Consider the following 18195-nt stretch of genomic DNA (forward strand, 5'->3'; position numbering starts at 1 on the left):
TTGGTGGCGGATGGCAGCATCCGAACCACTGCTGAGTAAATAATAGCGTATCATCGGGCAGCAACAGACGTTTTACAGCAGACCGGCTTAACCCTTCCCGGACAAAAGCGAATCACCGGGAAATACCCGGGCGCGCATATAGTAACGCGCCTGACTATACGTTTTCTACAGAATGTGAGCTAAATCACTTTTTAATCAGAGTAAACAATGGAACGACTGAAGGGCATGTCCATTTTCGCCAAAGTGGTTGAATTAGGGTCTTTTACCGCCGCCGCGCGCCAGCTTCACCTCAGCGTTTCGTCTATCAGTCAGATTGTGGCGAAACTGGAAGATGAGCTACAGGTTAAGCTGCTTAACCGCAGCACGCGCAGTATCGGCCTGACCGAGGCGGGTAAAATCTACTATCAGGGCTGTCGCCGTATGCTGGCTGAAGCCTCGCAGGTGCATGAGCAGCTCTACGCTTTCAACAACACGCCGATTGGCACGCTGCGTATCGGCAGCTCCTCGACGATGGCGCAAAACGTCCTCGCGGAGATGACCAGCAATATGCTGCGTGAGTACCCTGGTCTGAGCGTGAATCTGGTTGCGGGCATCCCGGCGCCGGATCTGATCGCCGACGGGCTGGACCTGGTCATCCGCGTCGGCGCGCTGAAAGACTCCAGCCTGTTTTCTCGCCGCCTCGGCGCGATGCCGATGGTGGTATGCGCGGCGAAAAGCTATCTGCAGCAGCACGGCACGCCGGAGAAACCGGCCGACGTCGATAACTTCGCCTGGCTTGAATATAGCGTTCGTCCGGATAATAACTTTGAGCTGATCGCGCCCGAAGGGCTGGTTACTCGCCTGTCGCCGCAGGGCCGTTTCGTCACCAACGACTCGCTGACGCTGATCCGCTGGCTGAAAGCCGGCAACGGCATCGCCTATGTGCCGATGATGTGGGTGATTGAAGAGATTAATGCGGGCGAAATCGACATCCTTTTCCCGCAGTATCAGTCCGATCCGCGTCCGGTTTATGCGCTCTATACCGAAAAAGATAAGCTGCCGCTTAAGGTACAGGTCTGTATAGACTATCTGACTGAATATTTCCAGCAGGTGGCGGAGCAGTATCAACAGCACCGCGCAAGCTGACAGCCCGCCTGATGGCAGGCTGTCAGGAGTATCAGGCGGTGCCGCCGATAGTAAGCTTATCCAGCTTCAGCGTCGGCTGGCCGACGCCAACCGGCACGCTCTGCCCCTCTTTGCCGCATACGCCGACGCCTTTATCCAGCGCCAGATCGTTGCCAACCATAGAGATTTGCTGCATCGCCTCAATGCCGGAACCGATCAGCGTGGCGCCTTTCACCGGTTTCGTCACTTTGCCGTTCTCAATCAGATAGGCTTCTGAGGTGGAGAAGACAAACTTGCCGGAGGTGATGTCCACCTGGCCGCCGCCAAAGTTAGGCGCGTAAAGGCCATACTCGACGCTTTCAATAATCTCCTGCGGCGTCGATTTGCCTGCCAGCATATAGGTGTTGGTCATACGCGGCATCGGCAGGTGCGCATAGGATTCGCGGCGGCCGTTGCCGGTCGGCGCGACGCCCATCAGACGTGCGTTGAGTTTGTCCTGCATATAGCCTTTCAACACGCCGTTTTCGATCAGTACGTTGTACTGGCCAGGAACGCCTTCATCATCCACCGCCAGCGAACCGCGCAGCCCTTCAATGGTGCCGTCATCGACTACGGTGCAAAGCTCTGACGCCACCAGCTGGCCCATTTTGCCGCTGAATACCGAGGTTTCGCGGCGGTTGAAATCGCCCTCCAGACCATGGCCTACCGCTTCGTGCAACAGCACGCCCGGCCAGCCAGCGCCCAGCACTACCGGCAACGTGCCCGCTGGCGCGGCGACGGCGGAGAGATTGACCAGCGCCATACGCACCGCTTCTTTCGCCCAGGCGTCGGCGCGCACGTCGCCATTTTCATCGGCGAGGAAGAATTCGTAGCCGACGCGCGCACCGCCGCCGCTGGCGCCGCGCTCGCGTTTGCCCTGATCCTCCACCAGCACGCTGACAGAGAGCCGCACCAGCGGGCGCACATCCGTCGCCAGCGTACCGTCGGTCGCTGCGACCAGCACCTGCTCATAGACGCCGCTCAGGCTGGCATTAACTTCCTGCACGCGCGCGTCTGCGGCGCGCGCCACTTTGTCCACGCGCTGCAGCAGGGCGATTTTATCCTCGCGCGTCAGGCTGTCGAGCGGGTTAATAGGCTGATAGAGCGCGCGATGCATTACGTTCGACAGCGTATGCGCCTTGCCGTTGCCCTGTTCGCGCACAATGCTGCGCGCCGCTTCCGCCGACTGGCGCAGCGCGTTCAGGGTGATCTGGTCGGCATAGGCGAAGCCGGTTTTTTCGCCGCTGACGGCGCGCACGCCAACGCCCTGGTCAATATGCCAGGAGCCGTCTTTGATGATTTTGTCTTCCAGCACCCAGGACTCATGGAAGCTGGACTGAAAATAGAGATCGGCATAATCCAGACGACGTTCTGAAAGCTGCCCTAACAGGGAAAACAGGTCCTGCTGATTAATATTGTTAGCAGTTAGCAACTGCTCACTTACCAGGTTCAGAGTCATCGTATCTCGCTCGTTTTATGCTCGGATAATGAGGGTGTCGCACTCATTCTGCGCCAGAGCCTTTTGGCCCTGCGCTGATAAAGTCAGATTTTACTAGCCTGCGGCAATTCCCGGACGGCGTCAAATTCACTTCTTCTCTTCTTCGCGCGGTTTGCGCAGCACTTCATTAATTTGCGGCTTATCCAGCGGGCCGTCGATGTGGTAACGCAGCAGTGAGATTTTATTCCACAGCGGCCCCAGCACTTTGCTGGCCGCGAATACCGCCGCGCCCACAACCGGATTGATGGCGAAGGCAGTCGCTACGCCTACAGAGGCGGAGATCTCCGGCGCGACGACCGCTTCCATATCGATATTGCGCTTCACTAAATCTACCTTGCCCTGCATAGCGATATCCGCTTCCAGGCCATCCACCAGCAGGTTATCTGTGCGCATCACGCCATTTTCAATCCACGCGGTGCCATTGATGGAGTCGAAATAGAAGCCGTCATTATTAAAGGTATCGCTAAAATCGAAACGCAGCTTACGCAGCAGCGCATCGAAGCTCATCAGACGCAGCAGCTGTCCCGCCGTCCCGGTATTGACGTCGGCAATCTGTCCTTTGCCGAAATGGGTTTTAAGCGTGCCGCTCATCGTCTCTTCTGAAGGCTGCCACGGTGCCGAGCGCCAGTGTAGATCGTAATCGACCCTGAACGAGGCGTCGCGCAGCGGCGTGTTGACCCCAAACCAGTTGGTGGCATTGTTGATATTGCTGCCGCTCAGCGTGCCTTTCAGCGAGGTGCGCGGGGCGTTGGGGCTGTTGACCCATTCGCCGGAGACGTTAAGACGCGAGCTGCCCGTATCGACCAGCCCGTTAGTAAGCGCTAACGTATCACCTTTCGGCGCAACCTGCGCCTGAATTCGGCCAAATTTCTGTCCGCGCAGCCAGCACTCGGCGCAGCTTAACTGCAGCGCTGGCCAGCGACTGAAATCAATTTTGCTGGCCTGCTGCTGCCGCTCCGCGCTGCTGCTGTCGCCGCTTTGCCATTCGGGGTTGTAGTAAAGGTAGTCGAGCGCCACGCGCCACGCGGCGTTTTGCGCCATCGCCAGCGTGCCGCGAATTTCGCGCCCTTTGATAGCGACGCTGCTGTTGCCGTTGACGCCTTGCTCAAGGGTAGCGTCCACGTCATGCCACTGCTGCCCCGCCAGCGTGACCGCCGGGCTGCGCAAGGTGAAGTCGCCCGGTAAGGCGACGCCGCCCATCTCGTTCGCGCCGCGTCCGTTACCGGCGCCGCCCGCCATCATCAATCCTGCCCAGGCTTCTCCGTCCAGCGCCGGCAGATTCAACACCATGCCGGCGCGATCGGGCAGCGCAGGTTTGCTGCGCGTATCGTTAAGCCAGATACCGCGATCGACACGCAGCTGCGGCTCCAGTATCCAGCGGCTGTTGAAACGATGGCGATGCGCCACGCTGCCGCTGAGTTCGAACTGTTTCAGATCGCCGCTGGCGTTAACTTCGACAGGCATCGCTGCGCCGCTCGCTTTATCAAGCGGTGCAGGTAAGCGACTGCTTACTTCTTTCGCGTCGCCTTTGAGGTTGATGTCATATCGCGCGCCGCCCTGATGCGGCAGCGTAATGTTAACGTCTCCCTGCCACGGCAGATGTCCGCTAAGCTGACTGGCGATCTGTGCAGGCACTTTCGACAGTTTCGCCGGTTGCCAGTCGCCGTCGAGTTTGATGTTAATGCCGAAGTCTTGCGGATTCTCTTTAGTGCTAAAGCTGACGTTGACCGGCTGACCGAACCAGTTCGCCTGAAGCCTGTCGCTATCCAGATTGCCGTTATTGAAGCGGAAACGCCCGGTCAGGTTCTCTAAAGTAGTACCGAGCGGCTTGATGTGCAGCCCGTTGTTGTTGAGATCCACATTGCCGCTGGCGTGCACCAGCTCGCCGTCGAGCGGAATATCAAGCTTCAGGTGTCCCTGCGTTTTTCCCTTAATCTGCAGCTGTTCCAGCGCCGCGCCCAGCGACGCTTTCAGCGGCGTATCCTGGAAATAATGTCCGATCTCATCGCCATCGCCGCTGATATCGCCGTCGATAAGCAGCTTCTCTTTCAGGTAATCCGGGATGACCGCGCTGAAGTTGCTGACATCCACATCGCTCAGCCTGAAGTGAGGCGCCTTCATCCATAGCCCGTCGTTGATGAAGTTGAGATCGATATCCAGCTGCGTCACGTCAGGCCAGTTGGGTTGAAATGCATAGGTCGCCTGACGCAGCGGCACCCATACCTGAAACATGCCGTCGTTATGGCGGAACGGGAACAGCTTTGGATTGCCGGCAAACAGCAGCGTGGCGTTATCGACCTGACCGCCTTTAATCGCGCCGCTCAGATAGTGCGTCAGCGCCTTGCCCATTAACGGCTGCGGGAAGTAGCGCCAGGCGTCCCCCGCGTTGGTAACGCGGATGCCAGCGAGAATATCGAGGCGCGGCTCGCGCCCGAGGTTTTGCTGATAGCGAAAATCGCCGCGCGCCCAGAGCGAACGCGCCTGCACATCAAGATTGCGGCCATCAAGCGTTAATCCGTTGCCATCGCGTAGCCAGCTCAGCGAGCCGTGCAGCTGATGGATCTCCAGCGGCGCATTGAACATGGCGCTATAGGGCACATCAGTGCGACCCATCTCGACGGTCAGCTGGCCGTTGCTGAGGCTGCCGCGCGCTTCGCCGCTGAGGTTGCTGACGCCTGGCAGCAGCTGCCAGGGTTGCCAGCGGAAATCGCGCCACTTTACCTGCATGCGCGTCTGATCCGGCTGCTGCAAAGGAATGTCCAGCGCCAGCCCTTCCACGGTGCCCTGCGGCTGGAGCGCGCGCCAGTTTTCAAACAGCGACGGCGACAGCGGCGCGAAGAGCGGCACCAGCGGCGCAATGCGGTTCAGCGCCAGCTGCGTCGCCCTGACGCGCACTTCGCCCTGATGATCGGGACCGAGCAGCTGTTTATCCTGCGGCGTCCAGAGCAGCGCAAAGTGGCCCGCAGGCCAGGCCTGGCCGTCGGTGCTGAGACGCGTCTGCGGCACGTTAACCATCCAGCCGTTCTGATAGCGCGAGAGATGCGCGGTCAGGCCATCTACCTGCAGATGATGCGAACCATCCTCGCCCTGCCAGTTAGCGCCGCCTTCGCGCAACAGCAGATCGCCCGCGTAGAGATCGCCGTCGCGCAGGTTGATCCAGGCCGCCAGGCTGAAGCGCGCGCTGTCGAGTCGCGTGTTGTCACGCATCCAGCGTCCCAGCCATGGCCGCACGTCGACGTCGTCCGCCTGCATCCAGATGCGTCCGTCGTTGAGCAAACCTTCGTTGTCGTTAAGATCGAGCCGCACCTGCACCACGCCGTGCTGGCCGGTAAAACTGGAAAGACTCACCTCGCCTTCTGCGCGATGACGGTTTTTTTCGTTCAGCCAGGTAAGTTTGGGAATCGCCAGTTCGGCGCGCTGGCCAGAAGGGGTGCGGAAAAAGATAGAGCTGTCGCGCAGATCGAAGTGGTCGAACTGACGCAGAAAGAGTTCGTTGATGCGTCCGGGTTTGAAACTGTTTTTCTTTTCATCGCTGGAAAAAAGCGGACGGTTGCTGTCGAGACGCAGCTGCCAGAAGGTGAGATCGCGAAACTGCCAGCGCCAGTGAAGCAGCGACTGCCAGACATCCAGCGCCAGCGTAACGCGGGCGATATCGAGCTTGCCGTTCTCCTGCATATCGATACGCAGGTCGCGGATCTGGAGCGTCGGACCAAAGGTTTCCCATCGACCGCGCACCTCTTCGCCGGTAACGCTGACGCCGATGGCGCGCGACACCGTCGCCAGAATCTCGCTGCGGTAGCTGTCGAGGTGCGGCATGACCAGACGCAGCCCGCTGACCAGCAGCGCCACAATCACAATTGCGGTCGCAACCAGCAGTAACAAAATCCTCGGCAACTGCCTCACACACCTCTCCTTGTCTTCCGTGTTTGACGGATGGTTATCTTCATACTCAACCGTCGCCAGACAATTATCGGTATGAATGCGCATTTTAACCTAAGCAAGGCCGCATTTTTAGCCCGGCGGCGAGCGATTACGCCCGAACGCGCGGGATTACATCATCACAACGTCGAATTGCTCCTGGGTATAGAGCGGTTCGATATGTACCTTGACCTGTTTGCCGACGAAAATTTCCACCTCTGCCAGCGCGTGCGACTCCTCGCTTTTCAACGCTTCGCCGACCGCAGGAGAAACATAAACCAGAAAACGATCGGCATCATAGGCGTGATGGACACGGACGATTTCACGCATGATTTCGTAGCAGACCGTCTCTACGGTTTTCAGCGTGCCGCGCCCTTTGCAGACCGGGCAATCCTCGCACAGCACATGCTCGATGCTTTCGCGCGTGCGCTTGCGCGTCATCTCCACCAGCCCGAGCGCCGAAAAGCCGTGGATGCCGGTTTTGACCCGATCTTTACTCAGCGCCGACTCCAGCGAGTGCAACACGCGGCGCCGGTGCTCTTCATTACTCATATCGATAAAGTCGATGATGATAATGCCGCCGAGGTTGCGCAGTCGCAGCTGGCGCGCAATCGCCTGCGTCGCCTCGACGTTGGTATTGAATATCGTTTCATCCAGATTGCGGTGCCCGACAAAGGCGCCGGTGTTGATGTCGATAGTGGTCATCGCTTCGGTCTGATCGATGATGAGGTAACCGCCTGATTTAAGCTCTACCTTGCGGTCCAGCGAGCGCTGTATCTCATTCTCAACATCAAAGAGATCGAAGATCGGCTGTTTGCCGGCGTAAAGCTCCAGCTTGTCGGCCATTTCTGGAATGTATTCACGCGTAAACTCCACCAGCAGTTCGCAGGTGAGGCGTGAATCGACACGGATGCGATCCAGCGCCGCGCCGGCGAAATCGCGCAGGATGCGCTGCGCCAGCGCCAGTTCGCCATAGAGCAGGCAGCGGGTCTGGTTGCGTTTTTTACGCTCGGTGACTTTGGTCCAGAGCCGTTTCAGGAAAGCGGCGTCCTGCGCCAGCTCCTCTTCACCGATGCCTTCCGCCGCGGTGCGGATAATAAAGCCGCCAAGATCGTCGCAGTAATCCGCCACTACCGCTTTCAGGCGCTCGCGCTCGCTTTCGCTCTCAATACGCTGGGAGACGCCGACGTGCGAAGCGCCAGGCATAAATACCAGATAGCGCGACGGCAGCGTAATGTCGGTGGTGAGACGCGCGCCTTTGGTGCCGAGCGGATCTTTGACCACCTGCACCATCAGATCCTGACCCTGGCGCACCAGTTCGGCGATATCGCGCACGATAAAGTTTTTCTTTTCATCGCCAGCCACGCACTCGGTGTGCGGCATAATATCGGAGGCGTGCAAAAAAGCGGCTTTCTCCAGACCGATATCGACAAAAGCCGCCTGCATGCCGGGCAGCACGCGACTGACGCGTCCTTTGTAGATATTACCGACAATACCGCGCCGCGCTTCGCGCTCGATATGGATTTCCTGCAAAATGCCGCCGTCAATATAAGCAACGCGCGTCTCGGAAGGCGTGACGTTGACCAGTAATTCAGCCGTCATGTTATCCCCTTACGGCACGCAGTGACTGAAAATGGCTGAATAACTCGCCTGTCTCAACCAACGGCAATCCGACAACCGCGTGATAGCTTCCATTAATTTTGCGGACAAAGTTTCCACCCATGCCCTGAATTCCGTATGCCCCGGCTTTATCCATCGACTCGCCGGTCGCGATATAGGCGGCGATGTCCGCCGCGCTTAACAGTCGAAACGTGACATCCGTCGTCACCAGGCAGTCGAGCGAGCGTTCGCGATCGGCAAGCGCAACGGCGGTCATCACCTGATGCGTCTGAGCGGACAGACGCGTCAGCATTGCGGCGGCATCCGCGGCGTCGCGCGGTTTTTCCAGCACGTCGCCGTTGAGCACGACGATAGTATCCGCGCCCAGCACCGGCAGGTCCTGCTCCGCCACGGCGACGCCAGCGCGCGCTTTGTCATTTGCCAGACGGCGCACATAGTTTTCCGCCGCTTCATCAGGACGGCGTTGCTCTTCAACATCGGTATGGAGACGTTCAAACTGCAGGCCAAGCTGCGTCAGCAGCTCACGTCGACGCGGTGAACCGGAAGCCAGATAGAGGGATAGCATAAAATTCCTTACTGAACAGCGAACTGACGACGAATCTTTCTCATCAATAAGAATAGCCAGGGCCAGAGAATCCCGTCGATAACGCTGCTCCAGAAAATTTCAGGCCTGAATGAAACGTTGATCACCAAAAATTCCGCCCAAAAGACAATCACGTCCACCGCCAGTGACAGCACCATAACCATTAAAGCCTGCTGCCACAACGCTAAGTTGCGGAAAAGCTGGAATTTAAAAGCGACCAGGTAAGCGATGATGCTGAGCGCCAGCGCGCGCACGCCAAGGGTGGACCCGGCAATCAGATCCATTACGCCGCCCAGCACAAAGCCGGTGCCGACGTTGACGCGGTGCGGCAGCGCCAGCACCCAGTAGACCAGGATAAGCAGGATCCATGAGGGCCGGAATATATAGAGCTGTTCCGGCCACGGCATAATCTGCAATACGAGAGCGGCAAGAAAGGACAGCCAGATGACCCAACGCCCCTGGCTGCGGTAACGACTCAAGGCTGGCCTCCGTGCCCGTTCGCAGGCGCGCTTTGCGCGCCGTTGCCGCTGCTGGTCGGCGCAGGCGGTCCCATTTGCGCGGATGGCGCAGGCGGGCCCATCTCGCCCGCTGGCGGCAACACCTGCGGCATCATTTGCATCAGGCGCTCGTTAGCGACGCGATGGACTTCATCCGGCGCCATCGGCATATCGCCGTTCTTGTCCGCGCCCCACAGCAGCAGCAGATAGCGCAGGCGTTGCAGACCGGCGGTTGGCCGCGCCTGAATCACGGTATAAGCCCGCTGCGTGTCCACCTTCACGGAAGAGACAACCGCGACCGGATAACCTTCCGGGAAACGACCGCCCAGCCCGGACGTCACCAGCATATCGCCGACGCGAATATCGGTATTGCCCGGCAGATGCTCCAGCTGCAGATCTTCGGTACAGCCGTTACCTGCCGCGATGACGCGAATGTCGTTGCGCAGCACCTGAATCGGCAGCGCGTGCGACGCATCGCAAATCAGCAGAACGCGACTGGTCACCTGGCCGACGGCGATCACCTGACCAACCACACCTTTGTCACTAATGACCGGCTGGCCTTCGTAGACACCGTTAACGCTGCCTTTGTCGATAACTACTTGATCAGTGTAGGGATCGGTGCCGGTGGAGATCACCTGCGTCACCATCTTGTGCTCATCCTGACGCAGCGGCGAGCCCAGCAGTTCGCGCAGGCGCGCGTTTTCCTGCTTATATTGCCCCAGCATCAGCAGGTCGCTGTTTTTCAGGAAAAGCTCGCGGCGCAGGGCTTTATTTTCCAGCTCAAGCTGCTGACGTGACGCCAGCGAACCGGAAATGCCGTCAAGAATCTGTCGCGGGCCGTTGGCCAGGAAATAAAACGGGCTGACCGATGTGTCCAGATAGTTGCGAATTTGGGTAAACGACCCCAGGCGGCTGTCGGCGACGATTATCGCGATGGCTACTATCACCGCCAAAAACAGGCGCAACTGCAGGGAAGGTCCCCTGCTAAAAATCGGCTTCATATATTCTGCGTGTTCCTCGACAACAGGTAAGGAAGTACGGCCATCGCCGTACTTCCCTGGGCTGGACGTCTGACGCTAACGCACACGGCGTTAGCTTCCACGCGACTCCCTGCGCATTTCGATTCAGGTCTCAGCCGATTGAGGCGATTATTCTTCGCTGAACAAATCGCCGCCATGCATGTCGATCATTTCCAGCGCTTTACCGCCACCGCGCGCCACGCAGGTCAGCGGATCTTCTGCGACGACCACCGGAATACCGGTCTCTTCCATCAGCAGACGATCCAGGTTGCGCAGCAGCGCGCCGCCGCCGGTCAGCACCATGCCGCGTTCGGAGATATCCGACGCCAGTTCCGGCGGGCATTGCTCCAGCGCGACCATTACTGCGCTCACGATGCCGGTCAGCGGCTCCTGCAGCGCTTCAAGAATTTCATTTGAGTTCAGCGTAAAGCCGCGCGGCACCCCTTCCGCAAGGTTACGACCGCGTACTTCGATTTCGCGTACTTCGTCGCCCGGATAGGCTGAGCCGATCTCATGCTTGATACGCTCCGCCGTCGCTTCGCCAATCAGCGAGCCATAGTTACGACGCACATAATTAATAATGGCTTCGTCGAAGCGGTCGCCGCCGATACGGACCGACGAGGAGTAAACCACGCCGTTCAGGGAGATGACCGCCACTTCGGTGGTACCGCCGCCGATATCGACGACCATTGAGCCGGTCGCCTCTGAAACCGGCAGGCCAGCACCGATTGCTGCCGCCATCGGCTCTTCAATCAGAAAGACTTCGCGCGCGCCCGCACCCTGCGCGGATTCACGAATAGCACGACGCTCTACCTGAGTCGCGCCGACCGGCACGCATACCAGCACGCGCGGGCTCGGACGCATAAAGCTGTTGCTGTGCACCTGTTTGATAAAGTGCTGCAGCATTTTTTCAGTAACGAAAAAATCCGCGATCACGCCATCCTTCATCGGGCGAATCGCTGCAATATTACCTGGCGTACGGCCGAGCATCTGTTTTGCATCATGGCCAACGGCCGCCACGCTCTTTGGGGACCCGGCACGGTCCTGGCGAATGGCAACCACGGAAGGCTCGTTCAGCACGATGCCTTGTCCTTTTACATAAATCAGGGTATTCGCGGTACCCAGGTCAATGGACAAGTCATTGGAAAACATGCCACGAAATTTTTTAAACATATCTAAAGGATAATCCTGCAAGCTGGGGGCGGAAAATAAAATCCGCTTACTTTACCAACCACGCGAAGCCGCCACAAGGCGCAAAAACGTTCTGCTTCGGTGAAAAAATAGACCATTTTGACTTAATACGATCGTCAGCGAGAATTAACGGGAGTAAAACAGCGGTATTCACCCGTTTTACCCGCTTTCTGCGCCGGTTCTGGCGCGCTCGTTCGACATAAAATCTAACATTTCCGCTACAGGATGTTGGCGATGCCACCGCCGCTGCCTGTCGGCAAAAGCCTGCTTTAGACGGCCGCCCTCGGAACGGGCTAAATATGATAGCGTTGTGAATACTTTTTCACATTACTGTTTACCGGCAGCGACGGCGCAAAAAGATCGCCCTGCCCGCCCGATACGCCCAGGCCGATAAGCGTCTGCCATTCAGCGTGCGTCCGCACGCCCGTCGCGAAAACCTGCGTCTGGGCGGATTTGCACACTTCCAGCAGGCTCTGCACAAACAGCTGGTTTTCGGTACGCCGATCGATATTGCGCACCAGGCCGGGATCGAGCTTGATCAAATCGATGGGGAATTGCCTGATATAGGCGCTACTCACCACGGTTAAACCGGCCTGATCGACAGCGATACGACAGCCAAACGCCTGCAGCGCGCGGAATACTGGCGCTAAGCGGTTGATGTGTTGACAAACATCTGCCTCAGCAAGTTCAAATAAAAATCGTTTTCTTTGCCCTTTCGTACACTGCAACAGCATATTCTGCAGCCAGTTGATAAAAGGACGCTGTAGCAGCGAGTCGATATTAATCGGCAGCGCCAGCGTTTCGTCAGGCCAGACATCAGATAAGGCGGCGATACGCGTGACCAGCTGGCGATCCCAGCCGTCCGCCATGCCGAACTGCAGCACCAGCGGCATAAACTCAGCCGCCAGCACCTCTTTATCGCCGTCGAAGATACGCATCAGCAGCTCGCGGTGATGGACGCTGCCGTCCAGCAGCACCGCCGGTTTCTGATAGAGACGCGGGCCGCCGCGGCTCAGGGTATTTTCCAGCAGCGTTCGCCAGCGCACGCTGCCGCGCCCGGCGTCCAGCGGATTGCCTTCGCCGTTGGACCAGTTGTTGCCGCCCAGCAGCGCCGCGCGCCGCGTCGCCATTTCTACGTTATCCATGACCTGCGACACGCTCTGGCCGCTGTGCCAGGCGCTGATGCCGATATGGATCAGATCGTCGCGGTTCACCATGCGCATCGGCGGCAGCGAATCCACCGCATTGATCAGCTGGTCCGCGATGCCGTTGGCCTCTTTCAGGCTGCGATGCGGCAGCAACACCGCAAAATCGCTGCGAAAATAGCGGGCCAGCAGCGCGCCGGGATAGCGCAGCACAAACGTAGAGAGCATATTGACCAGATCGTAGAGATACTCATCCACCAGCGTCGTGCCCAGGGTTTCATTGAGCATATCGAGATCGGGCAGGCGCACCATCATTACCACGCCGTGCGTGCCGACATCTTCCTGATCCTCCAGCAGCGTCGCCAGCTGGTTATCGAAAAAAAGCCGATTATTCAGGCCGGTGCGGCTGTCCTGCGCGGCGAAGGCGCGGATCAGCGTGTCGATGCGCAGCCGCTGCTCGCCCGCCTCCTGGAGATCGTTCAGCAGCAGATCGATAGCGCTGCTGGCGCGCGGCGGCCATTCATCGACGTCACCCTTGCGCAGCTGCGTTCGTTCGCCCGCCAGAATCGCCTCGGCGCGCTTTTCCAGTCGTTCCATGCCGCGCCACTGCCGGTTGAGCCAGCAGTGCATCATAAACAGCAGCAGGCTCATCACCAGCACCACAAAGAGAATGGCCGCCAGGGTATAGACGCCGGTAAAGGACTGGAACCAGGTTCTGGCGGGATCGAGCACGACGACGCGCAGCGTGACGCCCTGCTGATGCAGCAGCGGCACGTCAAACTGAATAAAACGGTTGGTTTCATCTTCCAGCATCGGGTTTTCATGCCGGTTAAGCCTGAACGTGACCTCCCTGCCGTTGCGCAGCTCGACCCGTTCGGCATTAATTACCGTCATGGTGTGCAGCATCCAGCTGCGCAGTGCGTCAGTGGGCTGCGTCAGCAGCGCTTGATCCACTTCGGTCGCCAGCGTTTGTACACGTTCTTCAACACGCTGGTGCGTTAGCCAGTAAACGCTAAAAGCGCAGCCCACCAGCATTAGAAACATGGCCAGTAAGCTTAAAGAGGTGATAAACGCAGATAGTTTCGTGGTTATTCGCATCCCTGTGCCTGTTCGCTGCGGTAGTGACCCGTTTGCCCGCCCTGCGCCGCGCCTGACGCAAGCGCGAGCAAAATAGCACAAATTTCGCTATGCGGCAGCGCCGCTGCGTAAGATGAGCAAGTATATCCGTACCAGACAACGGTTATTCTTCGTCGTTCACCTTTTCGGCGCATTCTCATCGGCGAGCCGGCCCAGGAAATTTCATATTTTAGCGGCGAAAGTCGCGCCGATCGGCAATAGTCATCATGCTGAAAAGCATATTCGAGCCGGGAGGTGAGCGATGAAACCCACAAAATATCTGACTGAAGCCGACGTTACGCCGGAAAGCGTCTTTAATATGCGGCGGCGCCAGGTGCTGAAAACCCTCGGCCTGAGTGCCGCCGCGCTGAGCATGCCTGGCGTAGCGCAGGCGGACGTGCTGAGCTGGTTTAAAGGTAACGATCGCCCCGCCGCGCCGGCCGGCCGCGCGCTGGATTTCAGCAAGCCGGAGAAATATCAGGCGAACCTGACGCTGACGCCGGAAGATAAAGTCGCCGGCTATAACAACTTCTACGAGTTCGGGCTTGATAAGGCCGATCCGGCCGCCAACGCCGGCACGCTGAAAACCGATCCCTGGCAGCTGACGATCGACGGCGAAGTGGCGAAGCCAATCACGCTGAACATGGATGATATTTTCAAAAAGTTCGCCATGGAGCAGCGCATCTACCGTATGCGCTGTGTGGAAGCCTGGTCGATGGTGGTGCCCTGGGTCGGTTTCGAACTCAATAAGCTGCTGAAGCTGGCTGAGCCCAACAGCAATGCGCGCTTCGTCGCCTTTCAGACCCTCTATGCGCCCGATCAGATGCCGGGCCAGAAAGACCGCTTTATCGGCGGCGGACTGGACTATCCCTATGTGGAAGGTTTGCGCCTGGATGAGGCGATGCATCCGCTGACCCTGCTCAGCACCGGCGTGTACGGCAAAGCGCTGCCGCCGCAGAACGGTGCGCCGATTCGCCTGACCGTGCCGTGGAAATATGGCTTTAAAGGTATTAAGTCGATCGTCAAAATCACCCTGACGCGCGATCGCCCACCGACGACCTGGAGCCAGATCGCGGCAAACGAATATGGCTTTTACGCCAATGTTAACCCACACGTCGACCATCCGCGCTGGTCACAGGCGACCGAACGCTTTATCGGACCGGGCGGCACCCTCAGCGTTAAGCGTCAGCCGACGCTGCTGTTTAACGGCTACGCCGATGAAGTCGCCTCGCTCTATCGCGGGCTGGATCTGCGGGAGAACTACTGAGTGCGCCTGACGCTGAAACAGATCGTCTGGCTGAAGGCGGTCCTGCATCTGGCGGCTTTTTTGCCGCTGGCTTACCTCTTTATAGCGGCGAGCCAGGGGTGGCTGAGCGCCGATCCGGCGAAGGATATTCAGCACTTCACCGGCAGAATGGCGTTGAAGCTGCTGCTGGGCACGCTGCTGGTCTCGCCGCTGACGCGCTATATGAAGCAGCCGCTGCTGATTCGCACTCGCCGCCTGCTTGGCGTCTGGACCTTTGTCTGGGCTTCTCTCCATCTGCTGAGTTACTACCTGCTGGAGCTGGGCGTCGATAACCTGGGGCTGCTGGGCCGCGAGCTGGTTTCGCGCCCCTATCTCACCCTGGGCATTCTGACCTGGCTGATTCTGCTGGCGCTGACGGTGACCTCCTTCCAGCGCGCCCAGCGCAAACTCGGCCGCCGCTGGCAAACGCTGCATAATTTTATCTATCTGGCGGCGATCCTCGCTCCCATTCACTATCTCTGGTCGGTGAAAGTTCTCTCGCCGCAGCCGCTGCTCTACGCGCTGGCGGCGCTGGTGTTGTTAGCGTGGCGTTACAAAAAGTTTCGTCACTGGCTGCCGCGCTAAGTTGTCTTCTCCCCATCATTTCTGATAAAAGGTGTGGCCTTCGGGCCACGCTGGATCAACTTCGCAGATAAGACCAGTATTTTGCTGCGAATTGCCCCGAAACGGATATAATGCCCGGCTTTGTTGCGCGCGGTGTCGCCTTTTTGGGCGCGACGGGTGACAAACGGAAGATAGCAAGGTATTTTACGCGATGCCTCAATGATTGCGGGAGATGGCAGCAAGATGGCGCATAAATTTCACATTCTGCTTTTGAATGGTCCCAACCTTAACCTGCTGGGAACCCGCGAGCCGGAAAAGTATGGGCGCACCACGCTGCAGCAGATCGTCAGCGATTTGACAGCGCAGGCGAGCCAGCTTGATGTGGAACTGAGCCATTTGCAGTCTAATGCGGAATATCAGCTGATCGATCGCATTCATGAGGCCAGAGGCAATGTGGATTACATCATTATTAATCCCGCTGCATTTACGCACACCAGCGTAGCATTGCGCGATGCCCTTCTGGCGGTAAGCATTCCTTTTATCGAGGTGCACCTCTCTAACGTGCACGCGCGTGAACCTTTCCGCCACCACTCCTATCTTTCTGACGTATCCGCCGGTGTCATTTGCGGTTTAGGCGCCGACGGCTACTCATGGGCTTTACAAACGGCAGTAAAACGCCTGTCTCACTCCAATTAAACAGAGTACGGAACCACACTCATGGATATTCGTAAAATTAAAAAACTGATCGAACTGGTTGAAGAATCCGGCATTGCTGAGCTGGAAATTTCTGAGGGCGAAGAGTCCGTTCGTATCAGCCGTGCACCTGCCAATGTGGGTTACCCTGTCATGCAGCAGGCTTTCGCCGCGCCGGCTCCGCAGCCTGCGCTGGCCACTGCCGTTGCGCCGATCGCAGCGCCGGTAGTTGAGTCCGCCAAACCTGCTGAAATCAGCGGCCATATCGTACGCTCGCCGATGGTCGGTACCTTCTATCGCACCCCAAGCCCGGATGCGAAAGCTTTTGTTGAAATCGGACAGAAAGTCAACGCCGGCGACACGCTCTGCATCGTTGAAGCGATGAAGATGATGAACCAGATCGAAGCCGACAAATCTGGCATCGTAAAAGCCATTCTGGTCGAAAGCGGCCAGCCGGTTGAATTTGACGAGCCGCTGGTCGTCATCGAATAACGAGGCGAACCATGCTGGATAAAATTGTCATTGCTAACCGCGGTGAAATCGCGCTGCGTATTCTCCGCGCCTGTAAAGAGCTGGGCATCAAGACCGTGGCGGTGCACTCCACTGCAGATCGCGATCTGAAGCATGTGCTGCTGGCGGACGAAACCGTCTGCATCGGCCCCGCTCAGTCAGTGAAAAGCTACCTCAACATCCCTGCCCTGATCTCCGCCGCCGAGATCACCGGCGCGGTCGCCATCCATCCCGGCTACGGCTTCCTTTCTGAGAACGCCGATTTTGCCGAGCAGGTTGAGCGTTCCGGCTTTATCTTTATCGGCCCGAAAGCGGACACCATTCGCCTGATGGGTGACAAAGTTTCCGCCATTAACGCGATGAAGAAAGCGGGCGTACCGACCGTACCCGGTTCCGACGGTTCGCTGGGTGACGACATGGAGAAAAACCGCGCTATCGCTAAGCGTATCGGTTATCCGGTCATCATCAAGGCGTCTGGCGGCGGCGGCGGTCGCGGTATGCGCGTCGTGCGCAGCGACAAAGAGCTCGAGCAGTCCATCAACATGACGAAAGCGGAAGCCAAAGCGGCCTTCAGCAACGACATGGTGTACATGGAGAAGTATCTCGAGAATCCGCGTCATATCGAGATTCAGGTGCTGGCCGACGGCCAGGGCAACGCCATCTATCTGGCTGAGCGCGACTGCTCTATGCAGCGTCGCCACCAGAAAGTGGTCGAAGAAGCACCAGCGCCGGGCATTACGCCGGAACTGCGTCGCTATATCGGCGAACGCTGCTCTAACGCCTGTATCGAAATCGGCTACCGCGGCGCAGGCACCTTCGAGTTCCTGTATGAAAACGGCGAGTTCTACTTTATCGAGATGAACACCCGTATTCAGGTTGAGCATCCGGTTACCGAGATGATCACCGGCGTGGATCTGATTAAAGAGCAGCTGCGTATCGCTGCCGGTCAGCCGCTCTCAATCAAGCAGGAAGATGTGGTGATCCGCGGCCATGCGGTCGAGTGCCGTATCAACGCGGAAGATCCGAATACCTTCCTGCCGAGCCCGGGCAAAATCACCCGTTTCCACGCGCCGGGCGGCTTTGGCGTCCGCTGGGAATCGCATATTTACGCCGGCTACAGCGTGCCGCCGTACTATGACTCCATGATCGGCAAGCTGATCTGCTATGGCGAAACCCGCGACGTGGCGATTGCCCGCATGAAGAACGCGCTGGCTGAGCTGATCATCGACGGCATCAAGACCAACATTGAGCTGCAGATGCGCATCATGTCCGACGAATACTTCCAGCAGGGTGGCACCAACATCCACTATCTGGAGAAGAAACTCGGCCTGTACGATAAGTAAGCACAGCGCTGACTAATAGCGAGGCCGGTGATACCGGCCTTTTTCATTTTTGTCGCCGTAGAGGTTGCAT

At 58.2% G+C, this 18195-nt stretch carries 14 protein-coding genes; 6 read left to right on the forward strand and 8 right to left on the reverse strand.

From position 1 onward, the window contains the following. Positions 1–207 precede the first annotated feature (207 nt). A complete protein-coding gene (aaeR, locus tag D7S44_RS11835; protein ID WP_120455062.1) occupies positions 208–1125 on the forward strand; it encodes an HTH-type transcriptional activator AaeR in 918 nt (305 codons plus the stop codon). 31 nt (positions 1126–1156) lie between these two features. Here aaeR and tldD read toward each other — a convergent pair whose 3' ends face one another. The 8 genes from tldD to csrD form a co-directional block, all read right to left on the reverse strand. Then, a complete protein-coding gene (tldD, locus tag D7S44_RS11840; RefSeq protein WP_120455064.1) occupies positions 1157–2602 on the reverse strand; it encodes a metalloprotease TldD in 1446 nt (481 codons plus the stop codon). A 126-nt stretch (positions 2603–2728) separates the two neighbouring features. Further along, positions 2729–6544 (reverse strand): AsmA2 domain-containing protein YhdP, encoded by a 3816-nt coding sequence (yhdP, locus tag D7S44_RS11845; RefSeq protein ID WP_120455066.1) that lies wholly within the window; start codon positions 6542–6544, stop codon positions 2729–2731. A gap of 147 nt (positions 6545–6691) precedes the next feature. Further along, entirely contained in the window at positions 6692–8161 is a 1470-nt protein-coding gene (rng, locus tag D7S44_RS11850) for a ribonuclease G (RefSeq protein ID WP_120455068.1), read from the reverse strand. A gap of 1 nt (position 8162) precedes the next feature. Continuing rightward, positions 8163–8744: a Maf family protein gene (locus tag D7S44_RS11855; protein ID WP_120455069.1), complete on the reverse strand. Its 582-nt coding sequence runs from the start codon at positions 8742–8744 to the stop codon at positions 8163–8165. Between the two features lie 8 nt (positions 8745–8752). After that, positions 8753–9241, reverse strand: a complete 489-nt coding sequence (gene mreD, locus D7S44_RS11860; protein WP_120455071.1) for a rod shape-determining protein MreD — start codon at positions 9239–9241, stop codon at positions 8753–8755. Next, the gene (gene mreC / locus D7S44_RS11865) at positions 9238–10260 is read right to left on the reverse strand and encodes a rod shape-determining protein MreC (protein ID WP_120455073.1); all 1023 of its coding nucleotides are present in this window, start codon (positions 10258–10260) and stop codon (positions 9238–9240) included. The genes mreD and mreC overlap by 4 nt, the downstream gene beginning before the upstream one ends. Before the next feature lie 147 nt (positions 10261–10407). Continuing rightward, a complete protein-coding gene (gene mreB, locus D7S44_RS11870; RefSeq protein WP_003855260.1) occupies positions 10408–11451 on the reverse strand; it encodes a rod shape-determining protein MreB in 1044 nt (347 codons plus the stop codon). A gap of 311 nt (positions 11452–11762) precedes the next feature. Further along, entirely contained in the window at positions 11763–13712 is a 1950-nt protein-coding gene (csrD, locus tag D7S44_RS11875) for an RNase E specificity factor CsrD (protein ID WP_120455075.1), read from the reverse strand. Positions 13713–13992: 280 nt separating this feature from the next. On the opposite strand from csrD, the gene msrP reads away from it, so the two are divergent. From msrP to accC, 5 genes are all read left to right on the forward strand, one after another. Then, entirely contained in the window at positions 13993–14997 is a 1005-nt protein-coding gene (msrP, locus tag D7S44_RS11880) for a protein-methionine-sulfoxide reductase catalytic subunit MsrP (RefSeq protein ID WP_120455076.1), read from the forward strand. After that, complete coding sequence (msrQ, locus tag D7S44_RS11885) at positions 14998–15600, forward strand: protein-methionine-sulfoxide reductase heme-binding subunit MsrQ (RefSeq protein WP_120455078.1); 603 nt, start codon at positions 14998–15000, stop codon at positions 15598–15600. Positions 15601–15822: 222 nt separating this feature from the next. Further along, positions 15823–16275 (forward strand): type II 3-dehydroquinate dehydratase, encoded by a 453-nt coding sequence (gene aroQ, locus D7S44_RS11890; protein ID WP_120455129.1) that lies wholly within the window; start codon positions 15823–15825, stop codon positions 16273–16275. A gap of 21 nt (positions 16276–16296) precedes the next feature. Next, entirely contained in the window at positions 16297–16764 is a 468-nt protein-coding gene (gene accB, locus D7S44_RS11895; RefSeq protein WP_120455079.1) for an acetyl-CoA carboxylase biotin carboxyl carrier protein, read from the forward strand. Positions 16765–16775: 11 nt separating this feature from the next. Then, on the forward strand, positions 16776–18125 hold the full coding sequence (gene accC / locus D7S44_RS11900; RefSeq protein WP_120455081.1) for an acetyl-CoA carboxylase biotin carboxylase subunit: 1350 nt from the start codon (positions 16776–16778) through the stop codon (positions 18123–18125). The last annotated feature ends 70 nt before the right edge of the window (positions 18126–18195 follow it).

Source organism: Pantoea piersonii, assembly GCF_003612015.1.
In the GTDB taxonomy this organism is placed as follows: domain Bacteria; phylum Pseudomonadota; class Gammaproteobacteria; order Enterobacterales; family Enterobacteriaceae; genus Pantoea; species Pantoea piersonii.